Consider the following 17,390-nt stretch of genomic DNA (forward strand, 5'->3'; position numbering starts at 1 on the left):
TGGCTACGCAATAAAAAAGGTTGGCATAAGCCAACCTTTTATCTAGCAAGGAGTCATATTCTCATACGCTCTTTACTTGCGGTTATCCGTTACTCACGTTCATGCAGAGGGTTAAACTCACGCATTTCTTGACCTGTGTAAAGCTGACGTGGACGACCAATACGGTTATCCGGATCTCCGTGCATCTCATTCCAGTGAGCGATCCAACCGATAGTACGAGCCATAGCAAAAATTACAGTAAACATGGACACTGGAATACCGATCGCTTTGAGGATAATACCTGAGTAGAAATCTACGTTCGGGTACAGTTTCTTCTCAACGAAGTATTCATCAGACAGTGCAATTTTCTCAAGCTCCATAGCAACATCTAACAATGGATCTTCAATGTTAAGCTCTTTTAGTACTTCGTGACATGCTTCACGCATAACCGTTGCACGTGGGTCATAGTTCTTATAAACACGGTGACCGAAGCCCATTAGACGGAATGGGTCATCTTTATCCTTGGCTTTCTTCACGTAAGTTGGGATGTTATCCACTGAACCAATTTCTTCTAGCATACGAAGACATGCTTCGTTAGCACCACCATGAGCAGGACCCCATAATGACGCAATACCCGCCGCAATACATGCAAATGGGTTAGCACCAGAAGAACCCGCTAAACGCACAGTTGACGTTGATGCGTTCTGTTCGTGGTCTGCATGCAAGGTTAAGATTTTGTCCATTGCACGAGCAACAACAGGGTTTACATTATAATCTTCGCATGGGTTTGCGAACATCATATGTAAGAAGTTCTCTGCGTAGCTTAAATCGTTTCTTGGGTAAATAAATGGCTGGCCAATAGAGTACTTGTAACACATTGACGCCAAAGTCGGCATTTTAGATAGTAGACGGTATGCCGCAATTTCACGGTGTGTGTCGTTATTAATATCTAATGAGTCATGATAGAAGGCCGCTAGAGCACCTACTACGCCTACCATTATTGCCATTGGGTGAGCATCACGTCGGAAACCGTGGAAGAAGCTTGCGATCTGTTCGTGAACCATAGTGTGCTTGGTTACGATTTTCTTAAACTCTTCATATTCCTTACGATTAGGGGCTTCGCCGTATAGCAGTATGTAGCAGACTTCCAGGTAATCTGCATTGTTAGCAAGCTGATCAATTGGGTAGCCTCGGTGTAGAAGTACACCTTTTCCACCATCAATAAAAGTGATTTGGGACTCACAAGATGCAGTGGCAAGAAAACCAGGGTCAAAAGTAAAGTAGCCATTTGAGCCTAGCTTACGAACATCGATTACCTCAGGGCCTAAAGTACCATCCATAATCGGCAGTTCAATTGGTGCTTTACCTTCAATATGAAGGGTCGCATTCTTATCTGCCATAACAATCTCCTTTGATTATAATTTTATCCATCCAGGACTTTATTAGTGTGACAATTTGTACTCATGATCATAACTAAAGTCAATTTTTCTAACTTTTTGTGTGCACTTGTTAAGATTTTCATCATTTTTCGTTGAAAAAACATGTTCTGTGTAGCAGTTTTTGTTAAGACAATTGTATTAATATGTTGCCAGCCGTATAGTGACCAAGAATTTTGTTGTTAACTCCTTATAAATTCAAGGCTAGAAAGAAATAACGTCATTAAAATTTCACTAGTCATTTAACAAAAAATTTACATTTAAAGTCCCGCTTAACGGCTATAAATGTTAAATTAAAGTTAAGTTTTGCGGGGTTGACATCTTAAATTGATCATAACAATAAATGCTCAAAGGAGCTGAGTGAGCAAGCCCGTGAAAGAAAGAAAGCCAAGACCTGTTAATCTCGATTTACAGACCATTCATTTTCCGATTACTGCAATCGCGTCCATCGTCCATCGCGTGTCAGGTGTGATTACATTTGTAGCTGTCGGTATTTTGCTTTGGTTGTTGTCATTATCCCTCTCCTCACCACAAGGCTTTATGCAAGCCGCTGATCTAGTCGATAGCTTTTTAGTGAAGTTTATCTTGTGGGGAATCTTAACTGCACTTGCCTACCATATTGTTGGTGGTATTCGTCATCTTATAATGGACTTAGGTCATTATGAAGATTTTGAATCCGGCACAATGACGGCCAAGGTTACTTTTGCTGCTACTGCAGTATTGTCGTTACTTGGAGGAATTTTGGTATGGTAAAGCATGTATCATCGTTTGGTCGTAATGGTATCCACGACTTCCTACTGATTCGTGCCACAGCTATTATCCTGACTTTGTATACCATATACATTGTTGGGTTTTGTGCTTTTGGTGGCGAAATCACTTACCACACATGGACAGCTTTTTTTGGTGGAACCTTTACCAAAGCGTTTTCCATGTTGGCACTGACCTCTATATTGATCCATGCATGGATTGGTATCTGGCAAGTGTTAACTGACTATATCAAGCCAAATTTAGTACGCGGTTTGCTTCAATTCGCATTTGTAGCAGTACTGTTCGTCTATTTCTTCTCTGGCCTATTTATTCTGTGGGGTGCGTAAGTGACTATTCCAGTTCGTGAATTCGATGCCGTTGTAATCGGTGCCGGTGGCGCAGGTATGCGTGCCGCATTACAAATTTCAGAGCAGGGCCTAAGTTGTGCCTTGTTATCAAAAGTATTTCCAACCCGTTCTCACACTGTATCTGCTCAAGGCGGTATTACGGTTGCGCTTGGTAACTCTCACCAAGACAATTGGCAGTGGCATATGTATGACACAGTAAAAGGTTCCGATTATATCGGTGACCAGAATGCCATTGAATATATGTGTAAGAACGGTCCAGAGTCTGTGATTGAACTAGAGAAAATGGGTTTACCGTTCTCTCGTTTTGAAGATGGTTCAATATATCAACGTCCGTTTGGTGGTCAATCAAAAGAGTTTGGTGGCGAGCAAGCAGCACGTACAGCGGCGGCGGCAGACCGTACAGGTCACGCATTGCTGCATACTCTGTATCAACAAAATATTAAGCATAAAACCACCATCTTCTCTGAGTGGTATGCGTTGGACTTAGTGAAGAACCAAGACGGCGCAATCATGGGCTGTACTGCTATCTGTATGGAAAGTGGTGAGATTTGTTACTTCAAATCTAAAGCAACTATTTTAGCCACCGGTGGCGCAGGACGTATTTACGCCTCGACCACTAATGCTCATATTAATACTGGTGATGGTGTTGGTATGGCGTTGCGTGCTGGCGTACCAATGCAAGATATTGAAATGTGGCAGTTCCACCCAACGGGAATCGCTGGTGCCGGGGTATTGGTAACAGAAGGTTGTCGTGGTGAAGGTGGTTATCTCCTCAATAAAGATGGCGAAAGATTCATGGAGCGTTACGCTCCAAATGCGAAAGACCTTGCAGGTCGTGACGTTGTCGCTCGTTCTATGATGATAGAAATCCGTGAAGGTCGTGGTTGCGATGGCCCATGGGGACCTCATATTAAGCTTAAGCTTGATCATCTTGGTAAAGATGTTCTTGAGTCTCGTTTACCGGGTATTTGTGAGCTGTCGAGAACATTCGCTCACGTCGATCCTGTTAAAGAGCCAATCCCTGTTATTCCAACGTGTCACTACATGATGGGTGGTGTACCTACTCAGGTTTCTGGTCAAGCCATTAAGCTTGATGGCAGCGGTAATGATGTAGAAGTACAAGGCCTGTTTGCTTGTGGTGAAATTGCATCTGTATCAGTACATGGTGCGAACCGATTAGGCGGTAACTCACTGCTTGATTTGGTGGTATTTGGTCGTGCAACAGGCTTACACCTTGGTGAAACATTACAAGCGCAAGCTGAAGCTCGCCCTGCAACTGAGTCAGACATTGAAGAGTCATTGGCTCGTACAATGCGATGGGAAAATAGCAGCACTGGTGAAGATCCAGTTCAGATTCGCAAAGATCTGCAATCTTGTATGCAAAATAGTTTCTCTGTATTCCGTGAAGGAGATGCTATGGCGAATGGACTTAATGAGTTGAAAGTGATTCGTGAGCGTTTACAAAATGCCCACCTTTCTGACAAGTCATCAGAGTTCAATACCCAACGTATCGAATGTTTGGAATTAGACAACTTAATGGAAACCGCATTTGCTACCGCAGTCGCGGCAAATTACCGCACAGAAAGTCGCGGTGCGCATGCTCGTTTTGATTATCCTGACCGTGATGATGAGCAATGGCTATGCCACTCAATCTTTAATCCGGAAACAGAAGAGATGTCTAAGCGTGATGTAAACATGGAGCCGGTTCATCGTGAAGCGTTTCCTCCAAAAGTACGTACATACTAAAGGGAGACTAAAACAATGATGAAACTAACTTTCTCTCTTTACCGTTATAATCCTGATGTGGATAACAAACCACACATGAAGGAGTACACTCTTGAAGTGGAAGAGGGCTCCGATATGATGGTTTTGGATGCTCTTATTCTATTAAAAGAGCAAGATTCCTCGATCTCGTTTAGACGTTCTTGCCGCGAAGGTGTGTGTGGCTCTGATGGCCTAAACATGAATGGCAAAAATGGTCTAGCATGTATCACTCCATTATCCGACTTAATGGAGAAGAATCCTATTGTAATTAGGCCATTACCAGGATTACCTGTTGTTCGTGATTTAATAGTGGACATGACGCAGTTTTATGATAATTATGCAAAGGTAAAACCATATTTAATATCGGATGGTGCCCTACCACCTTCGAGAGAACATCTTCAAGCCCCTGAAGATCGTGCTCATCTTGATGGTCTTTACGAATGTATTATGTGTGCTTGCTGTACCACATCCTGCCCATCCTTCTGGTGGAATCCGGACAAATTTATTGGCCCTGCGGGATTACTAGCTGCTTATCGTTGGTTGATAGACAGTCGTGATACAGCTAGGGACGAACGCCTATCCGATCTTGATGATGCTTTCAGTGTTTTTCGTTGTCATGGCATCATGAATTGTGTAAGTGTATGTCCTAAAGGATTAAATCCGACCAAAGCCATTGGTCACATTAAGACCATGCTGGTGAATAAATCGGTTTAACATATAAGTATTGCCGGCTTCTTTTTTAGATAGCCGGCTAAAACAGGCCAACGGAATGTTGGATTAATATAACCTACTGTTTAAGGGAAAATATGCACAACGGCGTGATGAAGGCATGGCTCGAGTCTTCACACTTGGCTGGTGCCAATGCAACTTATGTAGAGGAACTCTACGAACTGTATCTAAGTGACCCCGATTTAGTAAGTGATGAGTGGAAACGTGTATTTGATGAGCTGCCTATGCAGACATCTGAGATTGCAGAGCAGTCTCATTCACGAGTTCGAGATTACTTCCGGCGACTCGCTCAAGAGACAAAGCATTACAATGTCCAAGTTAGTGATCCTGATGTCGATGCAAAACAAGTAAAAGTACTGCAGTTAATTAATGCCTATCGTTTCCGAGGGCATCAAGCTGCCAATTTAGATCCACTGGGAATCTGGCAAAGAGACCCCGGTCCTGATCTTGACCCTGCCTTCCATAATCTTACTGAAGACGACTTTGAAGAGACGTTTAACGTAGGTTCCTTTGCGGTTTCGCAAGAGACCATGCAACTAAAAGATCTCTATGGTGCATTAAAGAAAACCTATTGTGGTTCTATCGGCGCAGAATATATGCATATGATCAATACTGAGCAGAAACGTTGGGTTCAACAACGTTTGGAATCAGTATTAGGCCAGCCATCATTTACTGCTGACGAGAAGAAGACGTTTTTAGAAGAGCTTACCGCAGCGGAAGGTTTGGAACGATATTTAGGTGCTAAGTTCCCTGGAGCAAAACGATTTTCTTTAGAAGGTGGTGATGCCCTAATACCCATGATGAAAGAGTTAATTCGTCATGCAGGTAAATCGGAAATGCGCGAAGTCGTTATAGGAATGGCTCACCGTGGTCGTCTCAATATGTTGGTTAATGTATTGGGTAAGAAACCACAAGATCTATTCGATGAGTTTGCAGGTAAACATGGTGAAAGTTGGGGAACCGGTGACGTGAAATATCACCAAGGTTTTTCAGCCGACTTTGCGACTCCAGGTGGCGATGTTCACCTAGCTTTGGCGTTTAACCCTTCTCACTTAGAGATAGTCAACCCAGTAGTGATGGGGTCTGTAAGAGCTCGTCAAGATAGACTTGGTGATGATGATGGGAGCAAAGTATTACCTATTACCATCCATGGTGACTCAGCTATTGCGGGACAAGGGGTGGTTCAAGAAACCTTCAACATGTCTCGAACTCGTGGTTTCCAAGTAGGCGGTACAGTACGTATCGTAGTCAATAACCAAGTTGGCTTTACTACATCTAACCCACAAGATACGCGTTCAACTATGTACTGTACTGACATCGCTAAGATGGTTCAGGCACCTATTTTCCATGTTAATGCCGATGATCCAGAAGCGGTTGCTTTCATCACACGCATTGCATTGGACTACCGCAACACCTTTAAGCGTGACGTGGTTATCGACTTAGTCTGTTATCGCCGACATGGCCATAATGAAGCAGACGAACCAAATGCGACTCAGCCTTTGATGTATCAAAAAATCAAAAAGCACCCAACACCTCGTAAGCTATATGCAGACGTGTTAATTGATCGTGGTGAGTTTGATATTGAAACGGCAACTGAGCTGGTAAATGGGTACCGTGATGCGCTTGACCATGGAGAAGTTGTGGTTAAAGAGTGGCGTCCAATGGAGATGCACTCGGTAGACTGGAACCCTTACTTAGGTCATGACTGGAATATTGAATGGGACAGCAAGTTTGAATTTGAGCGTCTTAAAAAGCTTGGTGAAAAACTGTGTCAGCATCCAGAAAGTCATAAACTGCAAAGTCGTGTGAACAAGATTTATAACGATAGACGTTCCATGCTTAATGGTGAAAAACCATTAGATTGGGGTATGGCTGAAATCTTGGCATACGGTACGCTTGTTGATGATAGCCGACGTATTCGACTATCTGGTCAGGACTCTGGCCGTGGCACCTTCTTCCATCGTCACTCTGTTCTACATAATCAGGATGACGCGAGTACCTTTGTACCTCTACAAAATGTACACAATAAGCAGGGGCCATTTGAAGTCTTTGATTCGGTATTGTCTGAAGAAGCGGTGTTAGCTTTTGAATATGGCTATGCAACGGCTGAACCTGGTGGATTAACGATTTGGGAAGCACAGTTTGGTGACTTTGCTAATGGTGCCCAAGTGGTTATTGACCAGTTTATCTCTTCTGGTGAACAGAAATGGGGACGCTTGTGTGGACTAACGATGCTATTGCCACACGGCTATGAAGGTCAGGGCCCAGAGCACTCATCTGCGCGTCTTGAACGTTATCTACAGTTGTGTGCGGAGCAAAATATACAGGTCGTTGTCCCGTCGACTCCGGCGCAGGTATACCATATGTTACGTCGCCAAGTTGTTCGACCTATGCGTCGACCGCTTATTGTGATGTCGCCTAAATCGCTACTACGACACCCGTTATGTACATCAACGCTAGAAGAGCTTTCTGATGGTACTTTCCAACCTGCAATTCCAGAGGTGGATAGTTTAGACGCCAGCAAAGTGAAGCGAGTTGTATTCTGTTCCGGTAAAGTTTATTACGACTTACTTGAGCAGAGACGTAAGAATGAGCAGGACGATGTTGCTATTGTCCGTATTGAACAGCTTTATCCATTCCCACTATTTGAAGTTCGCGACATTATTGCCGCCTACGAAAATGTGCAAGATTTTGTCTGGTGCCAAGAAGAGCCTCAAAACCAAGGCGCTTGGTATTGTAGCCAGCACAATTTCCTCAATGCTATACAGGGAGCGACATTGAAATACGCTGGTCGTCCAGCCTCTGCTTCACCTGCCGTAGGATATATGTCCGTACACATGAAACAACAGAAAGCGTTAGTTGATGATGCTTTAAATCTAGACTTTTAAAAGTTCTAGAAGTTAAGGAAGAAGAGATTATGACAATTGAAATTCTGGTTCCAGATTTGCCTGAATCCGTTGCTGACGCCACTGTTGCGACATGGCATAAGCAACCTGGAGAAGCGATAGCTCGTGATGAAGTTATTGTTGATATAGAAACCGACAAAGTGGTGCTGGAAGTTCCTGCACCAGAAGCGGGTGTGTTAGAAGCGATCATTGAAGAAGAGGGTGCCACAGTACTGTCTAAACAATTGATTGCTAGGTTAAAGCCGGGAGCAGTCGCAGGCCAACCGACTTCAGATACCACTGAATCAACAGAGGCATCGCCAGATAAGCGCCATAAAGCCTCTCTGGATGAAGAGAGTAATGACTGGTTAAGCCCAGCAGTTCGTCGCCTACTTGGCGAGCATGGACTAGAAGCTAGCCAAGTAAAAGGCACTGGTGTTGGTGGGCGTATCACTCGTGAAGACGTAGAAGCTTACCTTGCTAACAAGCCTGCTCAAGTTGAGAAAAAAGAGCAAGAGCCAGCGGTTGAGGTTCCAGCGGCAGCACGTAGTCAAAAACGTGTTCCTATGACTCGTCTACGTAAAACAGTGGCAAACCGACTGCTAGAAGCGAAAAATAGCACCGCGATGCTGACCACGTTTAACGAAGTGAACATGAAACCGATTATGGATCTTCGTAAGCAGTATAAAGACCAATTTGAAGAGCGCCACGGCGTGCGTCTTGGCTTTATGTCCTTCTATGTAAAAGCAGTGACAGAAGCGCTAAAACGCTACCCTGAAGTGAACGCGTCAATTGATGGTACTGATATTGTTTATCACAATTACTTTGATATTAGCATGGCAGTATCTACTCCTCGTGGGTTGGTGACTCCTGTACTAAAAGATTGTGATTCATTGGGTATGGCTGATATTGAGAAAGGCATCAAAGAGCTTGCTATTAAAGGTCGTGATGGAAAACTCACTGTCGACGAACTTATTGGTGGAAACTTCACCATCACCAATGGTGGTGTATTTGGTTCATTAATGTCGACACCAATTATCAACCCGCCTCAAGCGGCAATACTTGGTATGCATAAAATTCAAGACCGTCCAATGGCGGTTGATGGAAAAGTAGAAATCTTGCCAATGATGTATCTGGCACTCTCTTATGATCACAGATTAATCGATGGACGCGAGTCGGTTGGTTTCTTGGTGACCATCAAAGAACTGCTAGAAGATCCAGCAAGACTATTGCTGAATGTATAGATAAAAAATTGAGTTGGGCTTTTAGTCCTATTCACTGGGTATCAGGGGAGAGCCACTCTGATACCCTAACTAGTTATCCAATAACGGCTAGTTAAAAGTACCTCAAAAGGTAAAGGTCCCTAAATGAATTAGGTGAACCTTAATGGAAATAATAATTCCCCCAAGGGATAAACATACGGAATAGCGTAATGAATTTGCATGAATATCAAGCCAAACAGCTGTTTGCTGAGTTCGGTTTGCCTGTCCCAGAAGGCTTTGCTTGTGATACTCCACAAGAAGCATTTGAAGCAGCTGGCCGCATAAGTACCGAGAAAAAAGTCGTTAAATGCCAAGTGCACGCAGGTGGACGTGGTAAAGCTGGTGGTGTTGAACTGCACGACACTAAAGATGGTGTTAAAGCCTTTGCTCAAAAGTGGCTAGGTAAGAACTTAGTGACTTATCAAACAGATGCCAATGGACAGCCTGTTACAAAGATTTTGGTTGAAGAAGCATCTAACATCGCCAATGAGCTCTATCTTGGTGCTGTAGTCGATCGTTCTAGCCGTCGCATCGTCTTTATGGCCTCGACTGAAGGTGGCGTTGAGATTGAAAAAGTAGCTGAAGAGACTCCAGAGCTAATCCATAAAGCGGCAATTGATCCGTTGGTTGGCCCACAAGCGTACCAAGGTAGAGAGTTGGCGTTTAAGTTGGGTCTTGAAGGGGATCAAATTAAGCAGTTTACTAAGATCTTCATGGGTCTGGGCAACATGTTTGCTCAATATGATTTAGCTCTGCTAGAAATCAACCCATTGGTGATCACTGGTGAAGGCAATCTACTATGTCTTGATGGCAAGATTAACATTGATTCCAATGCTATGTATCGTCAGCCTAAACTTCGTGAAATGCACGATCCTTCACAAGAAGATGAGCGTGAAGCTCATGCCGCACAGTGGGAGCTGAACTATGTTGCACTTGATGGCAGCATTGGTTGTATGGTTAACGGTGCCGGCCTAGCGATGGGTACGATGGATATCGTTAACTTGCATGGTGGCCAGCCTGCAAACTTCCTAGATGTGGGCGGCGGCGCGACGAAAGAGCGCGTGACCGAAGCATTTAAGATCATCCTGTCTGACGATAATGTAAAAGCCGTTCTAGTGAATATCTTCGGCGGAATTGTTCGCTGTGATCTTATCGCAGACGGTATTATCGGTGCAGTAGAAGAGGTTGGTGTAAAAGTCCCTGTTGTTGTTCGATTAGAAGGTAACAATGCCCCATTAGGCTCGAAGAAATTAGCCGAAAGTGGATTGAACATCATTGCTGCGAATTCCCTAAAAGAAGCCGCAGAAAAAGTAGTTGCTGCAGCGGAGGGCAAATAATGTCTGTATTAATTGATAAAAATACTAAAGTTATCTGCCAAGGTTTCACTGGTGGACAGGGTACGTTCCACTCAGAGCAAGCGATTGACTACGGAACACAAATGGTGGGTGGTGTATCTCCGGGTAAAGGCGGTCAAACTCACTTAGGACTACCTGTTTTCAATACGGTACGTGATGCCGTTGAAGAGACAGGTGCTACAGCATCGGTCATTTATGTACCAGCACCGTTCTGCAAAGATGCCATTCTTGAAGCTATCGATGCAGGCATTAAGCTTATCGTAACTATTACCGAAGGCATTCCAACATTAGACTTACTGGATGTTAAAGTACGTCTTGATGAAGCTGGTGTGGTCATGATTGGTCCTAACTGCCCAGGTGTTATTACTCCTGATGAATGTAAAATTGGCATCATGCCGGGTCACATTCATAAGAAAGGTAAAGTGGGTATTGTTTCTCGTTCTGGTACATTAACTTATGAAGCAGTTAAGCAGACGACGGATGAAGGCTTTGGCCAGTCTACGTGCGTTGGTATTGGTGGTGACCCTATCCCGGGTTCTAACTTTATCGACATCCTGAAACTGTTCCAAGAAGATCCAGAAACAGAAGCCATCGTAATGATCGGTGAGATTGGTGGTACAGCAGAAGAGGAAGCAGCGGCATTTATTAAAGATAATGTCACTAAACCTGTTGTTTCTTATATCGCTGGTGTTACAGCTCCTCCTGGTAAACGAATGGGTCACGCTGGGGCAATTATCTCTGGTGGTAAAGGAACGGCTGAAGATAAATTTGCTGCATTAGAAGCGGCAGGCGTTAAAACGGTAAAAAGTTTAGCGGATATCGGTTCAGCACTACGTGAAGTGACAGGTTGGTAAACATAACTGCCATTTGACGACGAAAAGCTCAGAGTAATATCTGGGCTTTTTTATGTCTTGTTGATAATTAAAATAATTAAAAGGAAACAATTAAATGACAATGTTGGTATTAGGGTTGCTGCTATTTTTGGGAATACATTCTGTTTCGATTATTTCTGTCTCATTTCGCGATAGTATGGCGGCAAAAAGTGCACTAGGCTGGAAAGCATTTTACTCAATTGTCTCTTTGCTTGGGGTGATTTTGATAGCGAAAGGGTATGCCGCTGCACGACTGGATCCTGTGATTATTTATAATGCACCTCTGTGGCTTAGACATCTGGCCTTTTTGTTAATGCTGCCTGCGATGATTTTTTTTGTTGCGCCTTACTTCCCTGGAAGAATTAGCCAAACTCTCAAGCATCCACAATTGGTGGCGGTTAAGATTTGGGCTCTTAGCCATCTATTAGTGAATGGCACTCTGGCGGATATCGTGCTATTTGGTGCTTTCTTAGCTTGGGCTGTGGTTGATAGAATTTCGATGAAAAAACGTTCACAACGTCCGCTACCTGGTCTTAAACCTGCGGGAATAAACGATGTGATTGCCATTGTTATTGGGCTTGGCGCAACCGTGGCACTGTTATTCTCTCTGCATGGAATGCTAATCGGTATGCCATTGCTTGGCTAATGATTCATATCACAGCTTAGTACGCTTTTAGATGAACCCTTCGGGCAGCATTTTTTGGCATTTTCTACAGCGTTATCGCCTAATTGTATCGTTGACTACACGGCACAGACGCTGCCTTGTATAAAACACCAACAAAGAGCTGCAAAAATATACCGGAAAGGTCAACAGATCCTAGCGACGTCTAACGTGATAATGATAAAGAGATGTTATTCAACATCTCTTTTTTATACCTGTCTTATTATACCGGTTTAGATGCAAATCCAGCTCGCATGCTAATGCTGCTAAGAGTAGCAAAAACCATAATAACCACGCCCAAATGCCACGCTTCACTTATGCCTATTTTCACCAGCAACATACTTGATAAAGCAGAGAATATCATCTGTCCCCCGCCAGATAATGCCGCAACGGAGCCAGCCTTTCTTTTATAAGGGATTAACAGCTGAGATTGGGCGCAAGGAAACGCCATGCCATTGCCCATGTTTAACACAAACTGACCTGCCATCATGGCGGCAGGGTGAAGAGGGGCAATGATTAACCAGATTGCGGCGCTAAGATGCACCACGGGTACTAGGTAGAGCATCCTCTTACTGCCAATAATGGGACGGAGTCGATTACAGGTAAAACCGCCAGCCAATAAACCGAAAGCAGGAATCAGCGCCCAAACCGCATATTGATCAGAGGTCATGCCTATATGAATCTGCATAATGAAAGGCATAACAGAGATAGAAAGTACAACCAAGCTAAAATTATACCAACCTAGGCTGGCAAAACTTAAGAAGTACTTAGATTGAATTAACTGCTGATATGTTGTCAGTATCGTCTTTGGGTTTGGTAACGGCTGTTTCGCTGGCAGTGTTTCTGAAAATAGAAACAGCAAAGAGACGAGTAACGTTAAGATATAAGAAAAAAGTGAGATAAATACCGCCAGCCAGCCAAAGCTATGGTTAATAAAACCGCCTAATACAGGAGCGATAATGGGGGTAAATGACGCAACAATTGCAACCCATGATAATGCCTTTGGTAGCTCGTGTTGATCATAAGAGTCACGCAGTGAAGCGCGAGATAGCACCGCGCAGCATCCAGCACCAAGTCCTTGAATAAACCGACCAAGTACCAGCATTTCAAATGATTGGCTAGCAAATATCGCCAATGTTAAGCCAATAAGTGCAAGTGTTAACCCTGTCAGCAATACCGGTTTTCTGCCCAGCGCGTCAGAGATAGGGCCATAAAGAAATTGAGATGGACCAAAACCAAGTAAGTAGATTGAAATAAGCAACTGAGCTTGATCAGAACTGATTGAAAAATCTTGCGCGATCCATGGCAGTGAAGGGAAAACGAGTCCCATGCTAAATTGACCGATACTCACTATGAGGCAGGCGAGTAAGACGGGTTTCCATTTAAAAACCGATGACATTGATAATCCAAATTGAATAATGGTGGAGACATTTACCGGAGTAATACCATGAGCTTAATATTGGAATTGTTTGATTTGCTCAGCGGGGTTCAGCTGCATCAGTATACACTAATTTGAATATGAATTTTGATTATACACAAGTAATTTTGCGCGGCATGTTTAGCGAGAGCAGTGTGATTCCTGGTGAAGTGATGGGGAAGAGAGAACGGCTAAAATAAGTGGAAAATTTATAATTTCGATTGCAATTTTCTGATTTTTTAAGCTTAATGCAGCCCATCTAGCCGTGGTTCTTTATAGATAATTCGCGTGACAATTCGTGTGGCGCTTGAACACTCGCATTTTAGCCTAGTGTCGTCAGGCTCGGCATAAATAAAAAATGAGAAATATGAACAGTTATCGTTATTTTATTGGTCAGCAATGGCCTCTACTATCATTTGGTCTCCTTACCGTTTTTGCAGGTAACTTGGGACAGTCTTTTTTCCTTAGTTGGTTTGGCGCGGATATTCAAAGAGATCTCTCTATATCTGCTATTGATTATGGTATGACATACGCGATTGCGACGCTGTGTAGTAGCATTACCATTATGTTTGTTGGTGGTATGGTGGATCGCTGGGCGGTTCGTCGTTTTACCACGTTAGTTGCGTTCGTCTTGGCGAGTGCCTGCTTGGTAATGGCAAATGTTGCCTCTCCAATCATGCTCTTTTTTGCATTTTATCTACTAAGGCTGACTGGTCAGGGCTTGCTGCCGCATACCGCACAGACAACTATGATCCGTTGTTACACTCATCAGCGGGGCAAAGCTATCAGTATTGCGGGAAGTGGCGTGGCTATTGGTGAAGTAATATTGCCCACCTTGGTGGTTATTTTGATTGGCTGGTTAGGCTGGCGCAGCAGTTGGTTGGCGTTATCTGCTGTAGTGGTATTCATATACCTTCCCATCGCTTATTACTTATTGTCTAAAACCGATCAAGTCAAAATCTTAGCCAAAACGGCACGAGCAAAAGTGACAGGTGTAAATAAAAGTGGTCGACGAGAAGTACTATCAGATTGGCGTTTCTGGTCTATTTTACCTTCAACATTAGCAGCTCCTTTTGTAGTAACGGGTGTTTTTATTCAACAAAACTTTTTATTAACGCAAAAAGTGTGGTCACCTACCTTACTGGCAAATAGCTTTGTTGCATATGGAATCATGCACTGGGTAAGTTCCATGATTGCAGGAACCTTGGTAGATAAGTACGGAGCTAAGCGCTTACTCGCTTACTTTATGTTGCCACTTATCAGTGGCCTTGCAGTATTGGCCTACTTTAACCAAAGTTGGTCGGCTATGTTGTTTATGACCCTGTTTGGGCTTGGTATTGGCGCATCTGGACCTGTCATTAACGCGCTTTGGGCTGAGGTGTATGGTACTGAGCATATTGGTGCTATTCGCTCCATGATGACTTCATTAATGATTCTTTCTACCGCTGCGGCTCCATGGATATTTGGTCTCTTTATTGAGATGGGATGGTCAGATAAGTCATTTTTCGGCATGTTGGCAGTGGTGATGGTTGTTGTTGCCTTAATGGTTTTACCAGCACAGCGTTCGTTTATTCATAGCGGGTTTAACAAAAATAATGGCTAATAAGCACAAAACAGTTGACCTTACCCTTAGGTTAGCGTTTAACGTGTGTATATCTTAATAGACAAAGATAGCTATGAAACGAAACCGCAACAGACCACCGATGGCTAAATGGCTTAGTGGTTTGTTTTTATTCATACTAACATTGAGCGTTATAATGGCGAGCCAAACAAGGGTAGCCATGGCAAGTCTATTGGATGTTAATGGTGCGAGTACCACGTTGGAATCACATCATGTAGATTGTGCAGAGCTTGCTGCTGCGGCTGATGGTGTTCATTGCGACACTATGCTGAAAGCGGCTAGCATGGCTTGTTGTATCACTCCCAACGCTTATCCAATGGCGTCAACTTGCTGCTTACTTAGTGGTAATATTCTGTATGTTCGTCTGCCATTTATTATCTCTCAAAAAAACGTTTTAACAGGCTATGAAAGCCGATATTTACGCCCTCCCATTCTGTTCGTCGCTTGATATTTTTATAGTCGTAAAGCACCACAACTGAGTTTGGTCGCTTTACAGGTCAACAGAATTTCCAGTATTTGGAGAGAGAAATGAAACGTAAACTAACCGCCGTTATTCTATCGACATGCTTTTTTAGTACAGGAGTACTCGCCAACGCCATGGTTGACTTATATAAGTCACCAAGTTGCGGTTGCTGTACGCAATGGATGAACATACTTGAAGAGAAAGGTTATCAGGTTAAGGTGCATCATCAGCAGCAATGGAACGACATTAAACAGCAACATAAGCTGCCTTCGCAACTGGTTTCTTGTCACAGTGCCGTTATTGATGGCTACTTGATAGAAGGCCATGTACCTGAGGCTGATATCGCTCGTTTATTGGCAGAAAAGCCAGAAGGTATTATTGGGCTATCTGCGCCTGGCATGCCTGCGCATTCTCCCGGGATGGCTGGTATAGAAGGGCAGTATAAAGGGTTTGATGTGGTGGCTTTTGATCGTCATGGCAACACAACAATCTATACGCAATATTAGCCCTTAGAGTACAGTTTAGTGTGCAGTAAGCAATAAAAAAGCTGGCGAACATATAAGTCGTCGCCAGCTTTATCTATTTGTTAAATTGAGCTTATTTCGCTAAGTTTTCAGCAACAAATGCCCAGTTAACTAGTGCCCAGAAACCATTCATGTAATCAGGACGTACATTGCGGTAGTCAATGTAGTAAGCGTGCTCCCAAAGGTCTACTGTTAGTAGAGGAGTGATGCCTTCTTCGGTTAGCGGAGTCGCTGCATTAGATGTGTTAACAATATCCAAAGAACCATCTGCTTTCTTAACCAACCAAGTCCAAGAAGAACCAAAGTTGTTAATCGCTGAATCAGTGAATTTCGCTTTGAACTCATCAAATGAACCGAATGCAGCGTTAATTGCTTCTGCTACGGCACCTGTTGGTTCGCCACCTGCGTTTGGCGCTAGACAGTGCCAGTAGAAAGTGTGGTTCCAAATCTGAGCTGCGTTGTTAAATACGCCACCAGTAGAAGTTTTAACGATCTCTTCTAGTGATTTGTTTTCAAACTCAGTTCCTGGGATAAGACCATTTAGTTTCACTACGTAGGTGTTGTGATGTTTGCCGTGGTGAAAATCTAGTGTCTCAGCTGAGATATGTGGTTCTAGTGCATCTTTTGCATAAGGAAGTGCAGGTAGTTCAAATGCCATTGCCGTATTCTCCATTGATTTGAAAGAGTTACCTCTTTCTATTGCTTCCAATTAATTGTAATTATTCGTCAAAATGACTGACTTGTAGGTATTTTATCAAGTTTTTACTTTATTAAAACCCTATTAACAAAAAAAAATCATTTATTTATCAGGTTACTGCTCTCTAGGCTTAACTAATGAAGCTAGTTTAGTATAGTTAACCCTACAGATATTGTGCTTTTTATTCTTGTATAAATACGTAGAATGAGAGCCTGAAGTGAAGTAAAAGTCATGTGAGAACACAATGGAAACGATCGATAAAATTAAGAAACAGCTGGAAGAGAACGCTATCCTTTTATATATGAAGGGATCCCCTAAACTACCAAGCTGTGGTTTTTCATCTCAGGCATCTCAAGCGCTAATGGCGTGTGGTGAGAAGTTTGCTTATGTAGACATCCTACAAAACCCAGATATTCGTGCTGAATTACCTGCTTATGCACAATGGCCTACATTCCCACAATTATGGATTGAAGGTGAGCTAATTGGTGGTTGTGACATTATTTTGGAGATGTTCCAAAAAGGTGAGCTTCAGCCATTGATTAAAGAAGCGGCTGCTAAGATTGAAGACGCAGAGTAGATATTGCTGCAAAAGAAAACCCGGCTACTGGCC

General features: G+C 43.3%; 16 protein-coding genes. 13 read left to right on the plus strand and 3 right to left on the minus strand.

Annotated elements, in window-relative coordinates:
* Positions 1-89: 89 nt before the first annotated feature.
* Positions 90-1,379 carry a citrate synthase gene (locus tag F0227_RS16185; protein WP_171754280.1) on the minus strand — a complete coding sequence of 430 codons (1,290 nt, stop codon included), beginning with the start codon at positions 1,377-1,379 and terminating at the stop codon, positions 90-92.
* Between the two features lie 396 nt (positions 1,380-1,775).
* Between F0227_RS16185 and sdhC the strand changes: the two genes are divergently transcribed.
* The 9 genes from sdhC (at position 1,776) to F0227_RS16230 (ending at position 12,043) form a co-directional block, all read left to right on the plus strand.
* Entirely contained in the window at positions 1,776-2,168 is a 393-nt protein-coding gene (gene sdhC, locus F0227_RS16190; RefSeq protein WP_171754281.1) for a succinate dehydrogenase cytochrome b556 subunit, read from the plus strand.
* Complete coding sequence (gene sdhD, locus F0227_RS16195; RefSeq protein WP_171754282.1) at positions 2,162-2,509, plus strand: succinate dehydrogenase, hydrophobic membrane anchor protein; 348 nt, start codon at positions 2,162-2,164, stop codon at positions 2,507-2,509. Before sdhC ends, sdhD begins: the two co-directional genes overlap by 7 nt.
* Positions 2,510-4,276, plus strand: a complete 1,767-nt coding sequence (sdhA, locus tag F0227_RS16200) for a succinate dehydrogenase flavoprotein subunit (RefSeq protein WP_171754283.1) — start codon at positions 2,510-2,512, stop codon at positions 4,274-4,276. It begins immediately after the preceding gene.
* A gap of 18 nt (positions 4,277-4,294) precedes the next feature.
* A complete protein-coding gene (locus F0227_RS16205) occupies positions 4,295-5,008 on the plus strand; it encodes a succinate dehydrogenase iron-sulfur subunit (protein WP_171754333.1) in 714 nt (237 codons plus the stop codon).
* A gap of 92 nt (positions 5,009-5,100) precedes the next feature.
* Positions 5,101-7,911, plus strand: a complete 2,811-nt coding sequence (sucA, locus tag F0227_RS16210) for a 2-oxoglutarate dehydrogenase E1 component (RefSeq protein WP_171754284.1) — start codon at positions 5,101-5,103, stop codon at positions 7,909-7,911.
* Positions 7,912-7,940: 29 nt separating this feature from the next.
* A complete protein-coding gene (gene odhB, locus F0227_RS16215) occupies positions 7,941-9,152 on the plus strand; it encodes a 2-oxoglutarate dehydrogenase complex dihydrolipoyllysine-residue succinyltransferase (RefSeq protein WP_171754285.1) in 1,212 nt (403 codons plus the stop codon).
* A gap of 188 nt (positions 9,153-9,340) precedes the next feature.
* A complete protein-coding gene (gene sucC, locus F0227_RS16220) occupies positions 9,341-10,507 on the plus strand; it encodes an ADP-forming succinate--CoA ligase subunit beta (protein ID WP_171754286.1) in 1,167 nt (388 codons plus the stop codon).
* Positions 10,507-11,379: a succinate--CoA ligase subunit alpha gene (sucD, locus tag F0227_RS16225; protein ID WP_171754287.1), complete on the plus strand. Its 873-nt coding sequence runs from the start codon at positions 10,507-10,509 to the stop codon at positions 11,377-11,379. The genes sucC and sucD overlap by 1 nt, the downstream gene beginning before the upstream one ends.
* A 94-nt stretch (positions 11,380-11,473) precedes the next feature.
* Positions 11,474-12,043: an NnrU family protein gene (locus F0227_RS16230; RefSeq protein ID WP_171754288.1), complete on the plus strand. Its 570-nt coding sequence runs from the start codon at positions 11,474-11,476 to the stop codon at positions 12,041-12,043.
* Positions 12,044-12,281: 238 nt separating this feature from the next.
* On the opposite strand, the gene F0227_RS16235 is transcribed toward F0227_RS16230, so the two are convergent.
* Positions 12,282-13,457, minus strand: coding sequence for a multidrug effflux MFS transporter (locus F0227_RS16235; RefSeq protein WP_171754289.1), 1,176 nt, complete (start codon positions 13,455-13,457; stop codon positions 12,282-12,284).
* Positions 13,458-13,842: 385 nt separating this feature from the next.
* On the opposite strand from F0227_RS16235, the gene F0227_RS16240 reads away from it, so the two are divergent.
* From F0227_RS16240 to F0227_RS16250, 3 genes are all read left to right on the plus strand, one after another.
* Positions 13,843-15,078: an MFS transporter gene (locus tag F0227_RS16240; protein ID WP_171754290.1), complete on the plus strand. Its 1,236-nt coding sequence runs from the start codon at positions 13,843-13,845 to the stop codon at positions 15,076-15,078.
* Between the two features lie 154 nt (positions 15,079-15,232).
* The gene (locus F0227_RS16245) at positions 15,233-15,544 is read left to right on the plus strand and encodes a hypothetical protein (protein ID WP_171754291.1); all 312 of its coding nucleotides are present in this window, start codon (positions 15,233-15,235) and stop codon (positions 15,542-15,544) included.
* Positions 15,545-15,624: 80 nt separating this feature from the next.
* Positions 15,625-16,065, plus strand: coding sequence for a DUF411 domain-containing protein (locus F0227_RS16250; protein ID WP_171754292.1), 441 nt, complete (start codon positions 15,625-15,627; stop codon positions 16,063-16,065).
* Between the two features lie 91 nt (positions 16,066-16,156).
* On the opposite strand, the gene sodB is transcribed toward F0227_RS16250, so the two are convergent.
* Positions 16,157-16,741 (minus strand): superoxide dismutase [Fe], encoded by a 585-nt coding sequence (sodB, locus tag F0227_RS16255; RefSeq protein WP_171754293.1) that lies wholly within the window; start codon positions 16,739-16,741, stop codon positions 16,157-16,159.
* A 283-nt stretch (positions 16,742-17,024) separates the two neighbouring features.
* Here sodB and F0227_RS16260 point away from each other — a divergent pair, with 283 nt between their 5' ends.
* Positions 17,025-17,357, plus strand: a complete 333-nt coding sequence (locus F0227_RS16260; protein ID WP_171754294.1) for a Grx4 family monothiol glutaredoxin — start codon at positions 17,025-17,027, stop codon at positions 17,355-17,357.
* The last annotated feature ends 33 nt before the right edge of the window (positions 17,358-17,390 follow it).

Source organism: Vibrio sp. 99-8-1 (assembly GCF_013114595.1).
Classification (GTDB): domain Bacteria; phylum Pseudomonadota; class Gammaproteobacteria; order Enterobacterales; family Vibrionaceae; genus Vibrio.